The sequence below is a fragment of the Kribbella sp. NPDC051620 genome (assembly GCF_044453825.1).
GTDB lineage: Bacteria > Actinomycetota > Actinomycetes > Propionibacteriales > Kribbellaceae > Kribbella.
On the sequence record NZ_JBITDB010000001.1, the window covers coordinates 1,236,101 to 1,250,633 of the forward strand.

At 68.2% G+C, this 14,533-nt stretch carries 14 protein-coding genes; 11 read left to right on the forward strand and 3 right to left on the reverse strand.

Annotated features, from left to right (window positions below; all coding sequences use genetic code 11):
• Window positions 1-125 precede the first annotated feature (125 nt).
• Entirely contained in the window at window positions 126-1,097 is a 972-nt protein-coding gene (locus tag ACIA12_RS05410) for a heme o synthase (protein WP_396365571.1), read from the forward strand.
• Between the two features lie 484 nt (window positions 1,098-1,581).
• Window positions 1,582-2,631: a ScyD/ScyE family protein gene (locus ACIA12_RS05415; RefSeq protein ID WP_396365572.1), complete on the forward strand. Its 1,050-nt coding sequence runs from the start codon at window positions 1,582-1,584 to the stop codon at window positions 2,629-2,631.
• Here ACIA12_RS05415 and ACIA12_RS05420 read toward each other — a convergent pair.
• From ACIA12_RS05420 to ACIA12_RS05430, 3 genes are read right to left on the reverse strand one after another with little or no spacing between them, the layout of a single operon-like run.
• The gene (locus tag ACIA12_RS05420; RefSeq protein ID WP_396365573.1) at window positions 2,624-3,550 is read right to left on the reverse strand and encodes a heme A synthase; all 927 of its coding nucleotides are present in this window, start codon (window positions 3,548-3,550) and stop codon (window positions 2,624-2,626) included. The two genes, ACIA12_RS05415 and ACIA12_RS05420, sit on opposite strands and share 8 nt — an antisense overlap.
• Before the next feature lie 25 nt (window positions 3,551-3,575).
• Window positions 3,576-4,355 carry an ABC transporter permease gene (locus ACIA12_RS05425; protein WP_396365574.1) on the reverse strand — a complete coding sequence of 260 codons (780 nt, stop codon included), beginning with the start codon at window positions 4,353-4,355 and terminating at the stop codon, window positions 3,576-3,578.
• Window positions 4,352-5,071 (reverse strand): ABC transporter ATP-binding protein, encoded by a 720-nt coding sequence (locus ACIA12_RS05430; protein ID WP_396365575.1) that lies wholly within the window; start codon window positions 5,069-5,071, stop codon window positions 4,352-4,354. Before ACIA12_RS05430 ends, ACIA12_RS05425 begins: the two co-directional genes overlap by 4 nt.
• Window positions 5,072-5,198: 127 nt before the next feature.
• Here ACIA12_RS05430 and ACIA12_RS05435 point away from each other — a divergent pair, with 127 nt between their 5' ends.
• The 9 genes from ACIA12_RS05435 to ACIA12_RS05475 all read left to right on the forward strand — a co-directional run bounded on the left by ACIA12_RS05435 (window position 5,199) and on the right by ACIA12_RS05475 (window position 14,502).
• Window positions 5,199-5,927, forward strand: a complete 729-nt coding sequence (locus tag ACIA12_RS05435) for a helix-turn-helix transcriptional regulator (RefSeq protein ID WP_396365576.1) — start codon at window positions 5,199-5,201, stop codon at window positions 5,925-5,927.
• Window positions 5,924-7,336, forward strand: a complete 1,413-nt coding sequence (gene sufB / locus ACIA12_RS05440) for a Fe-S cluster assembly protein SufB (protein ID WP_328324179.1) — start codon at window positions 5,924-5,926, stop codon at window positions 7,334-7,336. Before ACIA12_RS05435 ends, sufB begins: the two co-directional genes overlap by 4 nt.
• Window positions 7,336-8,526 (forward strand): Fe-S cluster assembly protein SufD, encoded by a 1,191-nt coding sequence (sufD, locus tag ACIA12_RS05445; protein WP_396365577.1) that lies wholly within the window; start codon window positions 7,336-7,338, stop codon window positions 8,524-8,526. Before sufB ends, sufD begins: the two co-directional genes overlap by 1 nt.
• Window positions 8,527-8,528: 2 nt before the next feature.
• Window positions 8,529-8,864, forward strand: a complete 336-nt coding sequence (locus ACIA12_RS05450) for a non-heme iron oxygenase ferredoxin subunit (protein WP_396365578.1) — start codon at window positions 8,529-8,531, stop codon at window positions 8,862-8,864.
• 31 nt (window positions 8,865-8,895) lie between these two features.
• The gene (gene sufC / locus ACIA12_RS05455; protein ID WP_396365579.1) at window positions 8,896-9,660 is read left to right on the forward strand and encodes a Fe-S cluster assembly ATPase SufC; all 765 of its coding nucleotides are present in this window, start codon (window positions 8,896-8,898) and stop codon (window positions 9,658-9,660) included.
• Window positions 9,657-10,943: a cysteine desulfurase gene (locus ACIA12_RS05460; RefSeq protein ID WP_396365580.1), complete on the forward strand. Its 1,287-nt coding sequence runs from the start codon at window positions 9,657-9,659 to the stop codon at window positions 10,941-10,943. The genes sufC and ACIA12_RS05460 overlap by 4 nt, the downstream gene beginning before the upstream one ends.
• Before the next feature lies 1 nt (window position 10,944).
• The gene (gene sufU / locus ACIA12_RS05465; RefSeq protein WP_363823930.1) at window positions 10,945-11,403 is read left to right on the forward strand and encodes a Fe-S cluster assembly sulfur transfer protein SufU; all 459 of its coding nucleotides are present in this window, start codon (window positions 10,945-10,947) and stop codon (window positions 11,401-11,403) included.
• Between the two features lie 22 nt (window positions 11,404-11,425).
• A complete protein-coding gene (locus ACIA12_RS05470; protein ID WP_396366030.1) occupies window positions 11,426-11,782 on the forward strand; it encodes a metal-sulfur cluster assembly factor in 357 nt (118 codons plus the stop codon).
• A gap of 119 nt (window positions 11,783-11,901) precedes the next feature.
• The gene (locus ACIA12_RS05475; protein ID WP_396365581.1) at window positions 11,902-14,502 is read left to right on the forward strand and encodes an HNH endonuclease; all 2,601 of its coding nucleotides are present in this window, start codon (window positions 11,902-11,904) and stop codon (window positions 14,500-14,502) included.
• Window positions 14,503-14,533: the final 31 nt, after the last annotated feature.

Consider the following 14,533-nt stretch of genomic DNA (forward strand, 5'->3'; position numbering starts at 1 on the left):
GGCGTCTCACAGATCACATCCGACACCCCGGCACGGGTGGGTGCAAGGGACTCCTACGGGCCGTCGTAGACTGTCGAACCGTCAGCGCCGGTGCCCGGCGTCAATCATGAGTTTTCGAGGTGTTCGTGACGGCCGTCGACCCGCGTCCAGCCGCGACGACGTCGTACCCGGCGCCGCTCCCGACGGACCCATCCCTCGAGATGTCCCGTCCGTCGGTACGCGACGTGATCAAGGCGTACGTCGGTCTGACCAAGCCGCGCATCATCGAGTTGCTGCTGATCACCACCGTGCCGGTGATGTTCCTGGCCGCCGGGGGAGTCCCCGGGCTGGGCGTCGTCGCCGCCACCCTGGTCGGCGGGATCCTGGCCGCCGGCAGCGCGAACACGATCAACTGCGTGCTCGACCGCGACATCGACGAGCAGATGCGCCGGACCCGCCGCCGGCCGTTGCCCCGGCACGCGGTCAGCCCGCGCTCGGCGACCGTCTTCGGCATCGTGCTTGGCATCCTGGCGACGATCGAGCTCGGTCTGCTGGTCAACTGGCTGTCCTCGATGCTCGCGCTGGCGGCGAACGCGTTCTACGTCTTCGGCTACACGATGGTGCTGAAGCGGCGTACCGTCCAGAACATCGTCTGGGGCGGGATCGCTGGCTGCTTCCCGACCCTGATCGGCTGGACCTCGGTCACTGGCTCGCTGGCCTGGACACCGCTGGTGCTCTTCGGCGTCGTCTTCTTCTGGACGCCCCCGCACACCTGGGCGCTGGCCATGCGCTACCGCGAGGACTACGCGTCGGTGGACGTCCCGATGCTCCCGGTAGTCGCCACCGCGGTCCAGACGGCCCGCCAGATCCTCGTCTACTCGATCGTCATGGTGATCACCTCGATCGCCCTCTGGCCGGTCGGCGGCACCGGCTGGGTCTACCCCCTGGCAGCCGTCGCCCTGGGCGTCGTCTTCCTCCGCGAAGCCTTCGCCCTCCTGGCCCGAGCCAACACCGGCGCCGACGGAGCAGCCCTCCGCCCCATGCGCCTCTTCCACTTCTCCAACATCTATCTGGCCCTGCTCTTCATAGCCGCAGCCATCGACCCCCTGCTGCGCTAGTACTACGTACGCCCACGCGCCCGCCGCAGCCCGCTCCTCCGTCGCGACCAGCTCTGGGCGCTCCCACCCACCCCTTCTTCTGCGCTGACGCGCGATGCCTTGGCGCTGACGCGCGATGGGATGCTGCCGCTTGCGCGCGGTGCCGTGCCTGGCTGTCGTCTGCTGCCGGGTGCAGGCGTTGAATCAGCTTCGGTCGAGCGCTGAGCCGAGCGAGTCGAGCCACTTTGAGCACCGGCTGGGCACGCATCCGGCGAGGTGATGACTGGCTGGTGCCCAAAGTGGTTGCCTGATTGGGAAGGGGTTGTTGCCTCGGCGGCCTATTTGCCGTCGGTACACGGGTGGTGGCGGTGTGCTTTGCCGTTGACCTGAAGAGGATGCGGTGTTGCCATGGAGGGTCCGTGGAGGGCGGCTCCACTCTGGGGGGACGGACTCGTAGGGGGCAGTAGTGCGAGCGAGAACAGCACGAATAGCGGCGGTTTCGGCTGTGGCGTTGGTCGGTACGGTGCTGGTGGCCGGGCAGGCTGACGGTACTGGTGGGCACAGCAGTCTCAAGCCGGTGGTGACCGGGCTGAACGGGCCGCGTGGGGTTGCGGCCAAGGGGGCCAAGATCGTCTACAGCGTGGGCGACGGGTCGGTGTACGAGGCCTGGGGCTACGGGACCAACAAGGGGATCAAGAAGCTCGGAACCGTGCCGGGCGGCTTCCCGCCGGCGATCGACACGGATCGGTGGGGGCGGACGTACGCGCTGACCGGCGCCGGTGGTGAGCCGGGGCAGCCGCTTCCGCCAGGTGGAGCGACCCTGTTCAGGATGCGACCGGGCAAGGCTCCGCTCGCGGTGGCGAACATTGCGAAGTACCAGGCGCACGACCCGGATCCGTACAACCTGGCCGACCCGCCGACCGAGTCCAACCCGTTCGGTGTGGCCACGCTGCGCGACGGTACGGTCCTGGTCAGTGATGCCGCGGGCAACGACCTGCTGCGGGTCTGGCCGAACGGCAAGATCAAGACGGTCGCACGGCTGAAGCCGCGCGTCGTCAGGGCACCTGCTGAGTTCGGTGGTCAGCTGATGCCGGCCGAGGCGGTCGCCACGTCGGTGACGGTCGGATCCGACGGCTACTACTACGTAGGTGAGCTCCGTGGCTTCCCGGCGACCAAGGGGACCTCGGAGATCTGGCGGATCAAGCCGGGCTCGGTCAACGCGGTCTGCGACCCGCTGAAGCCGAACAAGGGCAACTGCAAGCGGTACGCCGACGGCTACACGTCGATCGTCGACCTGGCCGGTGGGCCGCGCGGCACCATCGCGGTTGTCGAGTTGGCCAAGGCCACCTGGCTCGCTGCCGAAGGGCCGAGCACAGAGCCGGTGATCGGCTCGCTGTACCTGCAGTACCAGGGACGGAACCACAAGGCCGGCTACAAGAAGGAACTTGCCAAGGGCAAGCTGGTCCTTCCGGCCGGCGCGGCCATCAACAGGTGGGGCGACGTGTTCGTCTCGTCGCCGCTCTTCGGGCCCGGAGCGATCTACCGGATCAAGTAGCCGGCGTTCCGCGTTCGCCGTACACCGCAGTGACCAGAGCGATCAGCAGACCGGCCATGAACATGTGGACCAGTACCAGACCCCACGGCAGGCCGGTGAAGTACTGAGTGAAGCCGACCGCACCCTGTAGCAGCTCGACCGCCAGCAACCAGGCAGCGAGCTTGCGCAGGGTGCGGGAGGTCGCCGTCACGCGGGTGGCGATCACCAGCGCGATCGACACCCCCAGCAGCGCGAACACGCTGTCGGAGTGCAGCTGGCTGATGATCTCCGGATCGAACCCGTTCCGGCCGGTCTCCGGATCACCCGAGTGCGGCCCGGCGCCGGTGACAACGGTGCCGAGGGCAACGGTCAGCCAGACGCACACCACACAAGCGGTTGCGAGCGCCCGAACCACCGGGGGAGTGTGCGGATAGGGACTCGTCCGCGACCGCCGCATCATCGCCACGGTCAACGTGATGATGATCGGCGACACCAGGAAGTGCGCCGACACGATCCACGGGTTCAGCCCGGTGAGGACGCTCACGCCGCCGATCACGGCCTGCAGCGGTACGCCCAGGGCAGCCGCCGTCGCGAGGCGGCGCAGGTCGGTACGCCGGGGCCGGTACCGCATCACGACGAGCCAGGTGCAGATCGCGACCGCCGCGACCACGAACCCGAGCATCCGGTTCCCGAACTCGATCGCGCCGTGGTACCCGAGCGCGCTGTGCGGGACGTACGACTCGTCGGTGCAGGACGGCCAGGTCGGGCAGCCCAGGCCGGAGCCGGTCAGCCGGACCAGTCCACCGGTCACCACGATGCCGATGTTGACGATCACCGAGGTCCAGCCCCAGCGGCGGACGACGTCCAGACTCGGCTCTGGCACCAGTCGCCAGAATCCGGTGACGGGCTCGGTCGGGTGGGTGGGCGCTTCCGTGGTCACCGGCACACTCTAGAGAAGGGTCTGCTCAGTCCCACCGGAAGGTCCGGGACACCAGGTATCCGAGCACTGCCGCCCACAGCGCCAGGGACAGGGCGGCGGCCCATGGCACAACGCCTTCCAGGGTGGAGTTCGCCAGCCCGTTGGCCAGCGCAGCACTCGGCAGGAGCCGTACTACCCCCTGCATGCTCGACGGGTACTCCTCCACCGGCGTCATGATCGCGCCACCGACCAACAGCAGCAGGTAGAGGAGGTTGGCGGCGGCCAGAGTCGCCTCAGCCCGCAGTACGCCGGCCATCAGCAGCCCGAGTGAGGCGAAGGCCGCAGTACCGCACAGCACCATCAGCACGACGCCGAAGACCGCAGTAGCCCCACCGACCGGCTTCCACCCCAGGGCGAACCCAGCAACGATCAGCACTGTCAGCTGTATCACCTGGATCGCCAGGACCGACCCGATCTTCCCGGCCAGCAGCCCAGTGCGAGACAGGGGAGAAGCACCCAGCCGCTTGATAACGCCGTACCGCCGCTCGAACCCAGTAGCGATGGCCAGTGAGGTAAACGAGGTGGACAGCACGGCCAGCGCCAGCACCCGCGGCACTGCGAGGTCCACCGCCGGCCCGTCCCCGAGCGGGAGCCTGTCACCCAGACCAGTACCACCCAGAAGCAGCAGCAGCCCCAACGGGATCACCAGAGCAAGCAGCAGTTGCTCCCCGTTCCGCAGCAGCAGCCGAAACTCCATCACCGCATGCGAGTAGACCTTCCGCGGCCACGGGGCAGAGCCAGGGCGGGGGACATACGTAGTGCTCACTTGCTGTTCTCCCGGGCCGTCAGGGCCAGATAGACGTCCTCGAGCGACTTGGCGCCGTGTTCGGTCAGTACGTCGGGGCTGCCGGAGGCGATCACCTTGCCGGCCGACACCACGTGCACCTGGTCGGACAGTTGCTCCGCCTCGTCCATCGCATGCGTGGTCAGCACGACCGTGACCCCGTCGTCGCGCAGGTCCCGGATCAGTTGCCAGATCTCCCGGCGCCCGTGCGGGTCCAGCCCGGTCGTCGGCTCGTCGAGGAAGACGATCTCAGGCCGGCCGACGATCGCCATCGCCAGCGACAACCGCTGCTTCTGCCCGCCGGACAGTCGCCGGTACGGCGTGCGCCCACAAGTACCCAGGTCGAGTCGCTCCACCAAGGCCGGCAACTCCAGTGGATGGCTGTGCAGCGAAGCGACGTACCGGAGCATCTCCAGCGCGCGGACACCCGACCAGGCGCCGCCCTCCTGCAGCATCACCCCGATCCGGGGCATCAGCTCGTCGTGGTCGGCGATCGGGTCGAGCCCGAGCACCCGGACCTGACCCGAGTCGGGCCGGCGGAAGCCTTCGCAGCTCTCCACCGTGGTCGTCTTGCCGGCTCCGTTGGGGCCGAGCACGGACGTCACTGTTCCGCCGGTTACGGTGAGACTGAGGCCGTCGACAGCGGCTTTCTCGCCGTACCGGACGACGAGGTTGTCGATCTCCACCGCGACTGGCACAAGTGCAGCGTAGTCACCCCCTTGACGTGACCCTGCTCACGGTCACCCCAAGCGGCAGGCGGGGCGGCGTGAACCGGTTAGGGCAGCCTTATTTGAAGGGCCCCGGCAATTAGGTGACACTGATGTTGTGAAAACTCCCGCACACTTCGGCACCGCCCCTGAGGGCACCGCTGTCGCGCGGGACGAGTCCACCCGGGACCGGGTCGCCCGCTCGATCCTGACCAACGGGCCGTCCAGCGCCGCGGTGCTGGCCGAGCGACTCAAACTGACCCCGGCGGCGGTCCGCCGGCACCTCGACCACCTGCTCGAAGCGGGCCTGGTCGAGAGCCGCGAGGAGCGCGTCTACGGCCCCCGCGGCCGTGGCCGTCCCGCCAAGGTCTTCGTGCTGACCGACACCGGCCGGCACGACTTCCACCAGGCCTACGACGACCTGGCCGCGACCGCGCTCCGCTTCATCGCGGAGTCCGGTGGCGACGAGGCCGTCGTGGGGTTCGCCCGGCAACGGGTCGCCGAGGTGGAAGAGCGGTACCGGGAGCTGCTGGCGGCGGCTCCCGAGAGCGACAAGGCGCAGGTACTGGCCCAGGCGCTCACCGCGGACGGCTATGCCGCATCCACCCAGCAAGCCGGTGCCGGCGAGCAGTTGTGCCAGCACCACTGCCCGGTCGCGCACGTGGCCGAGCAGTTCCCGCAGCTGTGCGAGGCCGAGACCGAGGTGTTCTCGAGACTCCTCGGCCGGCACGTCCAGCGACTGGCCACCATCGCCCACGGCGACGGTGTCTGCACTACGCACATTCCCGGTGCCCCGGCACCGGTTTCCCCTGTATCCGACAGCGAATCTGCGAGGACCACTCGATGACGCAAACCGCTCACCCCGAGCTCGAAGGGCTCGGCACGTACAAGTTCGGCTGGTCCGACAGCGACGCTGCCGGTTCCATCGCCAAGCGCGGCCTCAGCGCCGACGTGGTGCGGGGCATCTCCACGCTGAAGAACGAGCCGGAGTGGATGCTGGACCTGCGGATGAAGGGCCTGAAGCTCTTCGACCGCAAGCCGATGCCGTCGTGGGGCGCCGATCTGTCCGGGATCGACTTCGACAACATCAAGTACTTCGTCCGCTCGACGGAGAAGCAGGCCACCAGCTGGGAAGAGCTGCCCGAGGACATCAAGAACACCTACGACCGGCTCGGCATCCCCGAGGCGGAGAAGCAGCGCCTGGTCGCCGGCGTCGCCGCGCAGTACGAGTCCGAGGTCGTGTACCACCAGATCCGTGAGGACCTGGAGGCGCAGGGCGTCATCTTCATGGACACCGACACCGGCCTGCGCGAGCACCCGGAGCTGTTCCAGGAGTACTTCGGCTCCGTCATCCCGGTCGGCGACAACAAGTTCGCCGCGCTGAACACGGCGGTCTGGTCCGGCGGCTCGTTCATCTACGTGCCCAAGGGCGTCAAGGTGGACATCCCGCTGCAGGCCTACTTCCGGATCAACACCGAGAACATGGGCCAGTTCGAGCGGACCCTGATCATCGTCGACGAGGACGCCTACGTTCACTACGTCGAGGGCTGTACGGCGCCGATCTACAAGTCGGACTCGCTGCACTCGGCCGTGGTCGAGATCATCGTGAAGAAGGGCGCCCGCTGCCGCTACACGACGATCCAGAACTGGTCGAACAACGTCTACAACCTGGTCACCAAGCGCGCCACCTGCGAAGAGGGCGCGACGATGGAGTGGATCGACGGCAACATCGGCTCCAAGGTGACGATGAAGTACCCGGCCGTGTACCTGATGGGCGAGCACGCCAAGGGCGAGACGCTGTCGATCGCGTTCGCCGGTGAGGGCCAGCACCAGGACGCCGGCTCCAAGATGGTGCACAACGCGCCGTACACGTCCAGCTCGATCATCTCCAAGTCGGTCGCCCGCGGCGGTGGCCGGACGTCGTACCGGGGTCTGGTCGAGGTGGCGCCGGGCGCGCACCACAGCAAGTCCACGGTCCGCTGTGACGCGCTGCTGATCGACACGATCAGCCGCTCCGACACCTACCCGTACGTCGACGTCCGCGAGGACGACGTCGCGATGGGGCACGAGGCGACCGTCTCCAAGGTCAGCGATGACCAGCTCTTCTACCTGATGAGCCGGGGAATGGCCGAGGACGAGGCGATGGCGATGATCGTCCGCGGCTTCATCGAGCCGATCGCCCGCGAGCTCCCGATGGAGTACGCGCTGGAACTGAACCGACTGATCGAGCTGCAGATGGAAGGGGCCGTCGGCTGATGTCAGCCACCGAAACCCTGGTTGCGACCGGTAACCAGGCGCACTCCCACGGGCCGGGCTCCCCGGTGCCGTTGCAGGCCCGGAGCGAGCGGACCACGTCGTACGACGTGGCCGACTTCCCGGTGCCGAACGGCCGTGAAGAGGAGTGGCGCTTCACCCCGGTCAAGGCCCTCAAGGCGCTGTTCGCCGACGAGGCCGGCACCGAGACCCCGAAGATCGACACGCACGGCCCCGAGGGTGTGGTGTTCGAAGGCATCGCCGCGGACGCCGTCAAGGCGCTCACCCCGCAGGACCGGATCGCCGTCGTGGCCTGGAACCAGGCCGTCGACACGCAGGCCGTCCGGATCCCGGCCGAGGCCGAGCTGTCCGAGCCGGTGCACGTGAACGTCGCCAGCCTCGGCGGGCGCGGCTTCGGTCACCTGGTGATCGAGGCCGGCCGGCACAGCCGCGCGACCGTGATCATCGACCACACCGGCAGCGGCGAGTACGCGGCCAACGTCGAGATCGTCGTCGGCGACGGCGCCGAGCTGCGGGTCGTGTCGATCCAGCAGGGCGACAACGAGTCGATCCACGTCGGCCAGCACGACGCCGTGATCGGCCGCGACGCCAAGCTCAACCACGTCGCGGTCACCCTCGGCGGCAAGATCGTCCGCCTGTCCACCAACGTCCGGTACGCCGGTCCGGGTGGCGACGCCGAACTGCTCGGCGTGTACTTCGCCGAGACCGACCAGCACCACGAGAACCGGCTGTTCGTCGACCACGAGGCGATCAACTGCAAGTCGAACGTGCTCTACAAGGGCGCGCTGGCCGGCGACCGGGCCCGCTCGGTCTGGATCGGCGACGTGCTGATCCGGGCGGCGGCCGAGGGCACCAACACCTTCGAGCTGAACCGGAACCTGGTGCTCACCGACGGCGCCCGCGCCGACTCGGTGCCGAACCTGGAGATCGAGACCGGCGAGATCGAGGGTGCCGGGCATGCCTCGGCGACCGGCCGGTTCGACGACGAGCAGCTGTTCTACCTGCAGGCCCGCGGCATCCCCGAGGACGAGGCCCGGCGACTGGTGGTGTCCGGCTTCTTCAACGACATCATCGGCCGGATCGGTGTCCCCGAGGTCACCGACCACCTGCACGACGTGATCGAGCAGAAGCTCGCCCGGGCGGCTGAGCTCAGCGCGGCGGCCAAGGCCTGAGCATGAGTGATTCGTTCGAACGCGCGTGCGCGGTGGCCGACGTTCCCGACGAAGGGGTCGTCGCCACCGAGGTCGGCGGGGTGGAGGTGGCCGTCGTGAAGAGCGAGGGCCAGTACTTCGCCGTCCGCGACGAGTGCTCGCACGCGCAGATCCAGCTGTCCGAGGGCGACGTCGGCAACTGCGAGATCGAGTGCTGGCTGCACGGCTCCCGGTTCGACCTGCGCACCGGCGAGCCGACCAGCCTGCCGGCCTACGACCCGGTGCCGGTCTACCCGGTCCGCGTCGACGGCGACCAGCTCATGGTCGACGTCAAGAACCCCCTGAACAGCGCTAGTTAACGGCTTCCTAACGACGGAGATAGAAAACCTCATGGCGACACTCGAGATCCGCGACCTGCACGTGTCGGTCGACACCGAGAACGGCCCGAAGGAGATCCTGCGCGGCGTCGACCTGACCATCGCCGGTGGTCAGACGCACGCGATCATGGGCCCGAACGGTTCCGGCAAGTCCACGCTGGCGTACTCGATCGCCGGCCACCCGAAGTACAACGTCACCTCCGGCACCGTGACGCTGGACGGCGAGGACGTGCTCGACATGACCGTCGACGAGCGCGCCCGGGCCGGCCTGTTCCTGGCCATGCAGTACCCGGTCGAGGTCCCCGGCGTGTCGGTGTCGAACTTCCTGCGCACCGCCAAGACCGCGATCGACGGCGAGGCGCCTAAGCTGCGGACCTGGGTCAAGGACGTCAACAAGGCGCTCGCCGACCTGGACATGGACCCCGACTTCGGCACCCGGAACGTGAACGAGGGCTTCTCCGGTGGTGAGAAGAAGCGGCACGAGATCGTCCAGCTCGAGCTGCTCGACCCGAAGATCGCGATCCTCGACGAGACCGACTCCGGCCTCGACATCGACGCGCTGAAGATCGTCTCCACCGGCGTCAACCGGTTCGCCGAGAAGGGTGACAAGGGCGTTCTGCTGATCACCCACTACACCCGGATCCTGCGCTACATCACGCCGGACTTCGTGCACGTCTTCGTCGACGGCAAGGTCGCCGAAGAGGGCGGCCCGGAGCTGGCCGACGAGCTCGAGGCCAACGGCTACGAGCGCTTCCTGAAGACAGCCGCCAAGGCATGACCACCGCTCCGCGGCGGACCTTCAGCAGTCCGCTGACTCCATCTTTTTTGAGTCCTTTGGACGTGCAATCGGTCCGGGCGGACTTCCCCATCCTCGCGCGCGAGCTGGCCGGCGGTTATCCGCTGGTCTACCTCGACTCGGCGAACACGTCGCAGAAGCCGCGCCAGGTGGTCAAGGCGATCGAGGATCACTACCTGATCCACAACGCCAACGTGGCCCGCGCCATGCACCAGCTGGGCGCCGAGGCGACTGCGGCGTACGAGGGCGGCCGGGACAAGGTGGCGGCCTTCATCGGCGCCACCAACCGCGACGAGATCGTGTTCACCAAGAACGCCTCCGAGGCGCTCAACCTGGCCGCGCACACGCTCGGCGCATCGCTGAAGCCGGGCGACGAGGTGCTCATCACCGAGATGGAGCACCACAGCAACATCGTCCCGTGGCAGCTCGCCTGTGAGCGGACCGGCGCGACCCTGCGCTGGTTCGGCGTCACCGACGAGGGCCGGCTCGACCTCAGCAACATCGAGGAGCTGATCAACGAGCGCACCAAGGTCGTCTCGCTGACCTGGGTCTCGAACGCGCTCGGCACGATCAACCCGGTCACCGAGATCGCCGCCAAGGCCCACGCTGTCGGCGCGACGGTCGTAGTCGACGCTTCGCAGGCAGTGCCGCAGTTCCCGGTCGACGTGTCGACGCTTGGCGCCGACCTGCTCGCGTTCACCGGTCACAAGGTCGTTGGGCCGACCGGCATCGGGGTGCTCTGGGGCCGGTACGAGCTGCTCGCCGAGCTGCCGCCGTTCCTCGGTGGTGGCGAGATGATCGAGGTCGTCCGGATGACCGGCTCGACCTACGCGCCGCCGCCGGCTCGTTTCGAGGCCGGTACGCCGCCGATCGCGCAGGCAGTCGGGCTCGGTGCAGCGGTGGACTACCTGGCCGGTATCGGGATGGACAAGGTCGCGGCTCACGAGCAGGCGATCACGGCGTACGCGCTGGAAGGACTGCAGACGGTGCCGGGCCTGAAGATCCTCGGGCCGACCGACATCGCCGACCGCGGTGGCGCGATCAGCTTCGAGCTCGACGGCGTGCACCCGCACGATGTGTCGACCGTTCTCGACACCCGTGGCATCGCCGTCCGGGCCGGGCACCACTGCGCGCGTCCGGTGCACGAGCGGTTCGGAATGCAATCGTCGACCAGAGCGTCTTTCTACCTGTACACGACACCCGCCGAGATCGACGCGCTCGTCGACGGCCTCGGCTTCGTCCGGTCATTCTTCAAGGTGGACTGATATGCAGCTCGACAGCCTGTACCAAGAGATCATCCTCGATCACTACCGCAGCCCGCACCACGCGGGGCTGTCGGACCCGTACGACGTGGAGGTGCACCACGTGAACCCGTCCTGCGGGGACGAGGTCACGCTGCGCGTCGAGCTCGACGGGGACACGGTCACCGGCGTCACGCACAACAGCGTCGGCTGCTCGATCAGCCAGGCCGCCACCTCGGTGATGAGCGACCTGGTGATCGGCAAGCCGGTCGCCGAGGGCATGGCGACGTACGAGAAGTTCCTGGAACTGATGCAGGGCCGGGGGAATGTCGAACCGGACGAAGAGGTTCTGGAAGACGGCGTCGCCTTCGCGGGTGTCGCGCAGTTCCCGGCCCGGGTCAAGTGCGCACTGCTGGGCTGGTCGGCCTGGCGGGACGCGACCGCCCAGGCACTCGCGAAGAAAGAAGGAGCAAGCAATGTCTGACCAGACCGACGAGAAGATCGAACTGCCCGAGGTCGACCTCGAAGCGGCCGGTCAGCCGGCCGGCACGTCACCGGTCGCTGTCGAGGACGTGACCGAGGCGCTGAAGGACGTCGTCGACCCCGAGCTCGGGATCAACGTCGTCGACCTCGGCCTGATCTACGGCGTGACCGTGGACGACAGCAACACCGCGATCATCGACATGACGCTGACGTCCGCGGCCTGCCCGCTGACCGACGTGATCGAGGACCAGACCCGGATGTCGCTGGACGGCCTGGTCAACGACTTCCGGATCAACTGGGTCTGGATGCCGCCGTGGGGCCCGGAGAAGATCACCGACGACGGCCGCGACCAGCTGCGCGCCCTCGGCTTCAACGTCTGAGCATCACTTCGAGTTTGCGAGAGCCCGGGTCAGGTGGCCCGGGCTCTCGTTTGTCTTTGCGCCGAAGGTCTGCCTGAAAGGGCTACGTGGCGCGGCGGCCGGTGCCGTTCACTGGAAGTGTGCGTGATGTTGCCGAGGAACCCCGCCGCGCCGAGGCGCCACGCGCTCCCGCGCCCGCCTCGCAGGACTCCGGGGGCGCGGCAGGGCAGATCGCGGCTCTGCAGGGGACAGCCGGCAATGCTGCCGTCGCCGGCGCGTTGGCTGGGCCGGCCCAGCATGCCAAGCAACGGGTCGGTACCTGGGGAACCGTCGGGCCCTCCGCGCTGACCACGGGGGAGCGGCTGGAGAAGTCGTTCAGCAGCCGCGACGTGGCTGTCACCTTCGCCACCAGCCTCGAAGGGGCGCATGCCGTCTTCGCGGAGGGGACCTCGTTCGTCATCTATCCGGTCGAGTACCCCGACTGGTTCTCGTCCTTCACCTTCAAGGGCACCAGGATGTATCCGGACGCGCCCATCTCCAACGTCAAGGGCGAGCCCGGCGTACTCGCCTTCGTCACCGAGGACGGCGCGGCGATCCTTCCGCACCAGTACGGGAACGCCGACGACTACAAGTCCTGGATGGACCAACAGGACACGCTCAAGCCGGGCGCCAACCCGTTCGACAACGCGCGGCGGGCGTTCGGCGGGGGAATGAAGGACCTGGTCGCCGAGGACCAGTTCCTGAAGCAGTTCGGACTGGCCCTGCGCGCGTCGGCGCTGAGCACCCTCGATCGGTCGGCCGCGGAGGCCGCTGACCGGCGCGCGCGGTTCGGGCAGGGGTTGCCACCGGCGGACTCCGCGACCATCGCCTCGGTCGGCAAGAAGCTGCTGGATGTGGACGCGGAGCTCGAGCGCCGCGAGCACGCGTACACGATGGCCACCGCGGGCGCCAGGCATGACACGACGGCGGAGAAGGCGACCCACGAGCAGCAGATGGCAGACCTGCGGGTGCAGCGGGAGGCGGTGCTGCTGGCCTACCCCCTGCTGTCGCGGATCGACCACTTCGACGACGAGCTCGGCGCCCCGGCGGGCGGGCCGAAGGTGCCGACGGGCGCTCTCGCAACCTTCCTGCAGCAGCCCGCGGAGGTACAGACCAAGGCACTGGCCGGCGCGACCGATGACGTCGACAAGGCGATCGCCGTCACCCGGACCAACGTGATGAGCGGCGAGATCGATCTGTGGGGACTGACCAACGTCGTCGCCGCCGCCAAGTCCGGCCTGGGCATCACCGACAAGGAGCGGCTGCGCTGGATCGACGACAAGGTACAGGCGGTTGCTGCTGGCAACAAGATGGAGAAGCAGGCGCTGCAGCTGTTCCAGCTGGCGTTCGGGCTGGCGGCGATGGCGCTGACCGGTGGTACCGCCGGCTGGGTGCTGGCCGGGCTGGCGGCCGGCGCCGGAGCGTACGACGCGGTCAAGGCGACGGCGGAGTTCGCGGCTGCCCAGGCGGCCGCGAACACCGATGTCAACAAGGGCGACGGCCTGATACCTCAGGATCTGGTCAGCAGCGAGGCGGACCTGGTGTTCGCCTGGATCTCGGTCGGGCTGTCGTTCGCCGACGCCGTGGCCGCTGTTCGCGCGGTGAAGGCGGCCGCCGGCGGGACTGTCGACGTGGCGAAGCTCGAGACCCGGGAAGCGATCGCGGACGTCGCGCGAACGCGGAAGAACGTCGAGGAGGCGGCGCTGCTCCAGGCGGCCAAGCTCCCGCCTGGGCCGACGACCGGCGCGTTGCGCGCTGCTGTGCTAGAACGACTGACGCCGGAGCTGGCCGAGCTGCACAAGGACCTGAAAGTGACGATCGTGCCCAAGCACGAGTTCGTCGCCCAGTACGACTCCACCGCGCATGCGGCCACCCTGATCCGGACCGGTTCGAAGGGCGAGCTGATCCCGGAGGTGATCTTCCGCGAGCAGGGCAACGCGTTCGCTATCCGGGAGGAGGCGATCCACCTGCAGCAGCTCGCCGAGCCGGCCAACGCGAAGAAGATGGCCCTGCTCAGCGAGGACGGTCAGCTCGGCAAGTGGAAGGACCTGGGGGCCAAGGACCGGCTCGACGTCTACAAGTCGAAGATCGACCTCGAACTGGACGGTCAGCTCCGGCTCAAGGCCGAGACCGAGGTCTCGGCCGAGGAACTCGAGGAGATCGACGAGGCGATCGAGGAACTGCGCAAGAAACAGGCAGAGGTCTACGGTGCGCTCGCCGATCCGAGCCTGGCGGAACGCCCGGGGTCGCCCTGGCTGACCGACGACGCGCCCCGGCTGTTCAACAAGCCACGGCTGCCACGGACCGGCCACTGGTCCGGCGCCAAGGGCGACTCGATCTGGTACAGCTACGATCCCGCGGTGCTCACCTACGCCCGCAACGGCGTCCCCTACAGCGGTGGCTACCCGGACTTCCAGCAATGGGCTCTCTACGAGATCGAGCTGCCGGCGATGGCCGGTGACGCGGCCGACTTCCGCGAGGCGAACCGGATCCTGGCCGAGGAGCTGACATCGGAAGGGCTCGACGGCTTCACCTTCCGCGGGAAGCCGACCCAGAGTTCGGTGGAGGAGATGCTGAAGGTGCGGGACTGGACCTGGCACCACCACCACGGCGGCAAGAAGATGATTCTCGTCCCGTGGAGCCTGCACAACGGGGTGCAGCACACCGGCGGCGCCTCGATCTCCCGGCTGGCGAAGAAGTGAGCACGTCGCAGCGGATGCGCTAGCGTGACGG

Excerpts from the sequence above, each read along its gene's own strand:
- sufB (WP_328324179.1), top strand. The coding sequence starts at position 5,924 with ATGACGCAAACCGCTCACCCCGAGCTCGAAGGGCTCGGCACGTACAAG.
- sufU (WP_363823930.1), top strand. The coding sequence starts at position 10,945 with ATGCAGCTCGACAGCCTGTACCAAGAGATCATCCTCGATCACTACCGC.
- ACIA12_RS05460 (WP_396365580.1), top strand. The coding sequence starts at position 9,657 with ATGACCACCGCTCCGCGGCGGACCTTCAGCAGTCCGCTGACTCCATCT.
- ACIA12_RS05450 (WP_396365578.1), top strand. The coding sequence starts at position 8,529 with ATGAGTGATTCGTTCGAACGCGCGTGCGCGGTGGCCGACGTTCCCGAC.
- sufC (WP_396365579.1), top strand. The coding sequence starts at position 8,896 with ATGGCGACACTCGAGATCCGCGACCTGCACGTGTCGGTCGACACCGAG.
- sufD (WP_396365577.1), top strand. The coding sequence starts at position 7,336 with ATGTCAGCCACCGAAACCCTGGTTGCGACCGGTAACCAGGCGCACTCC.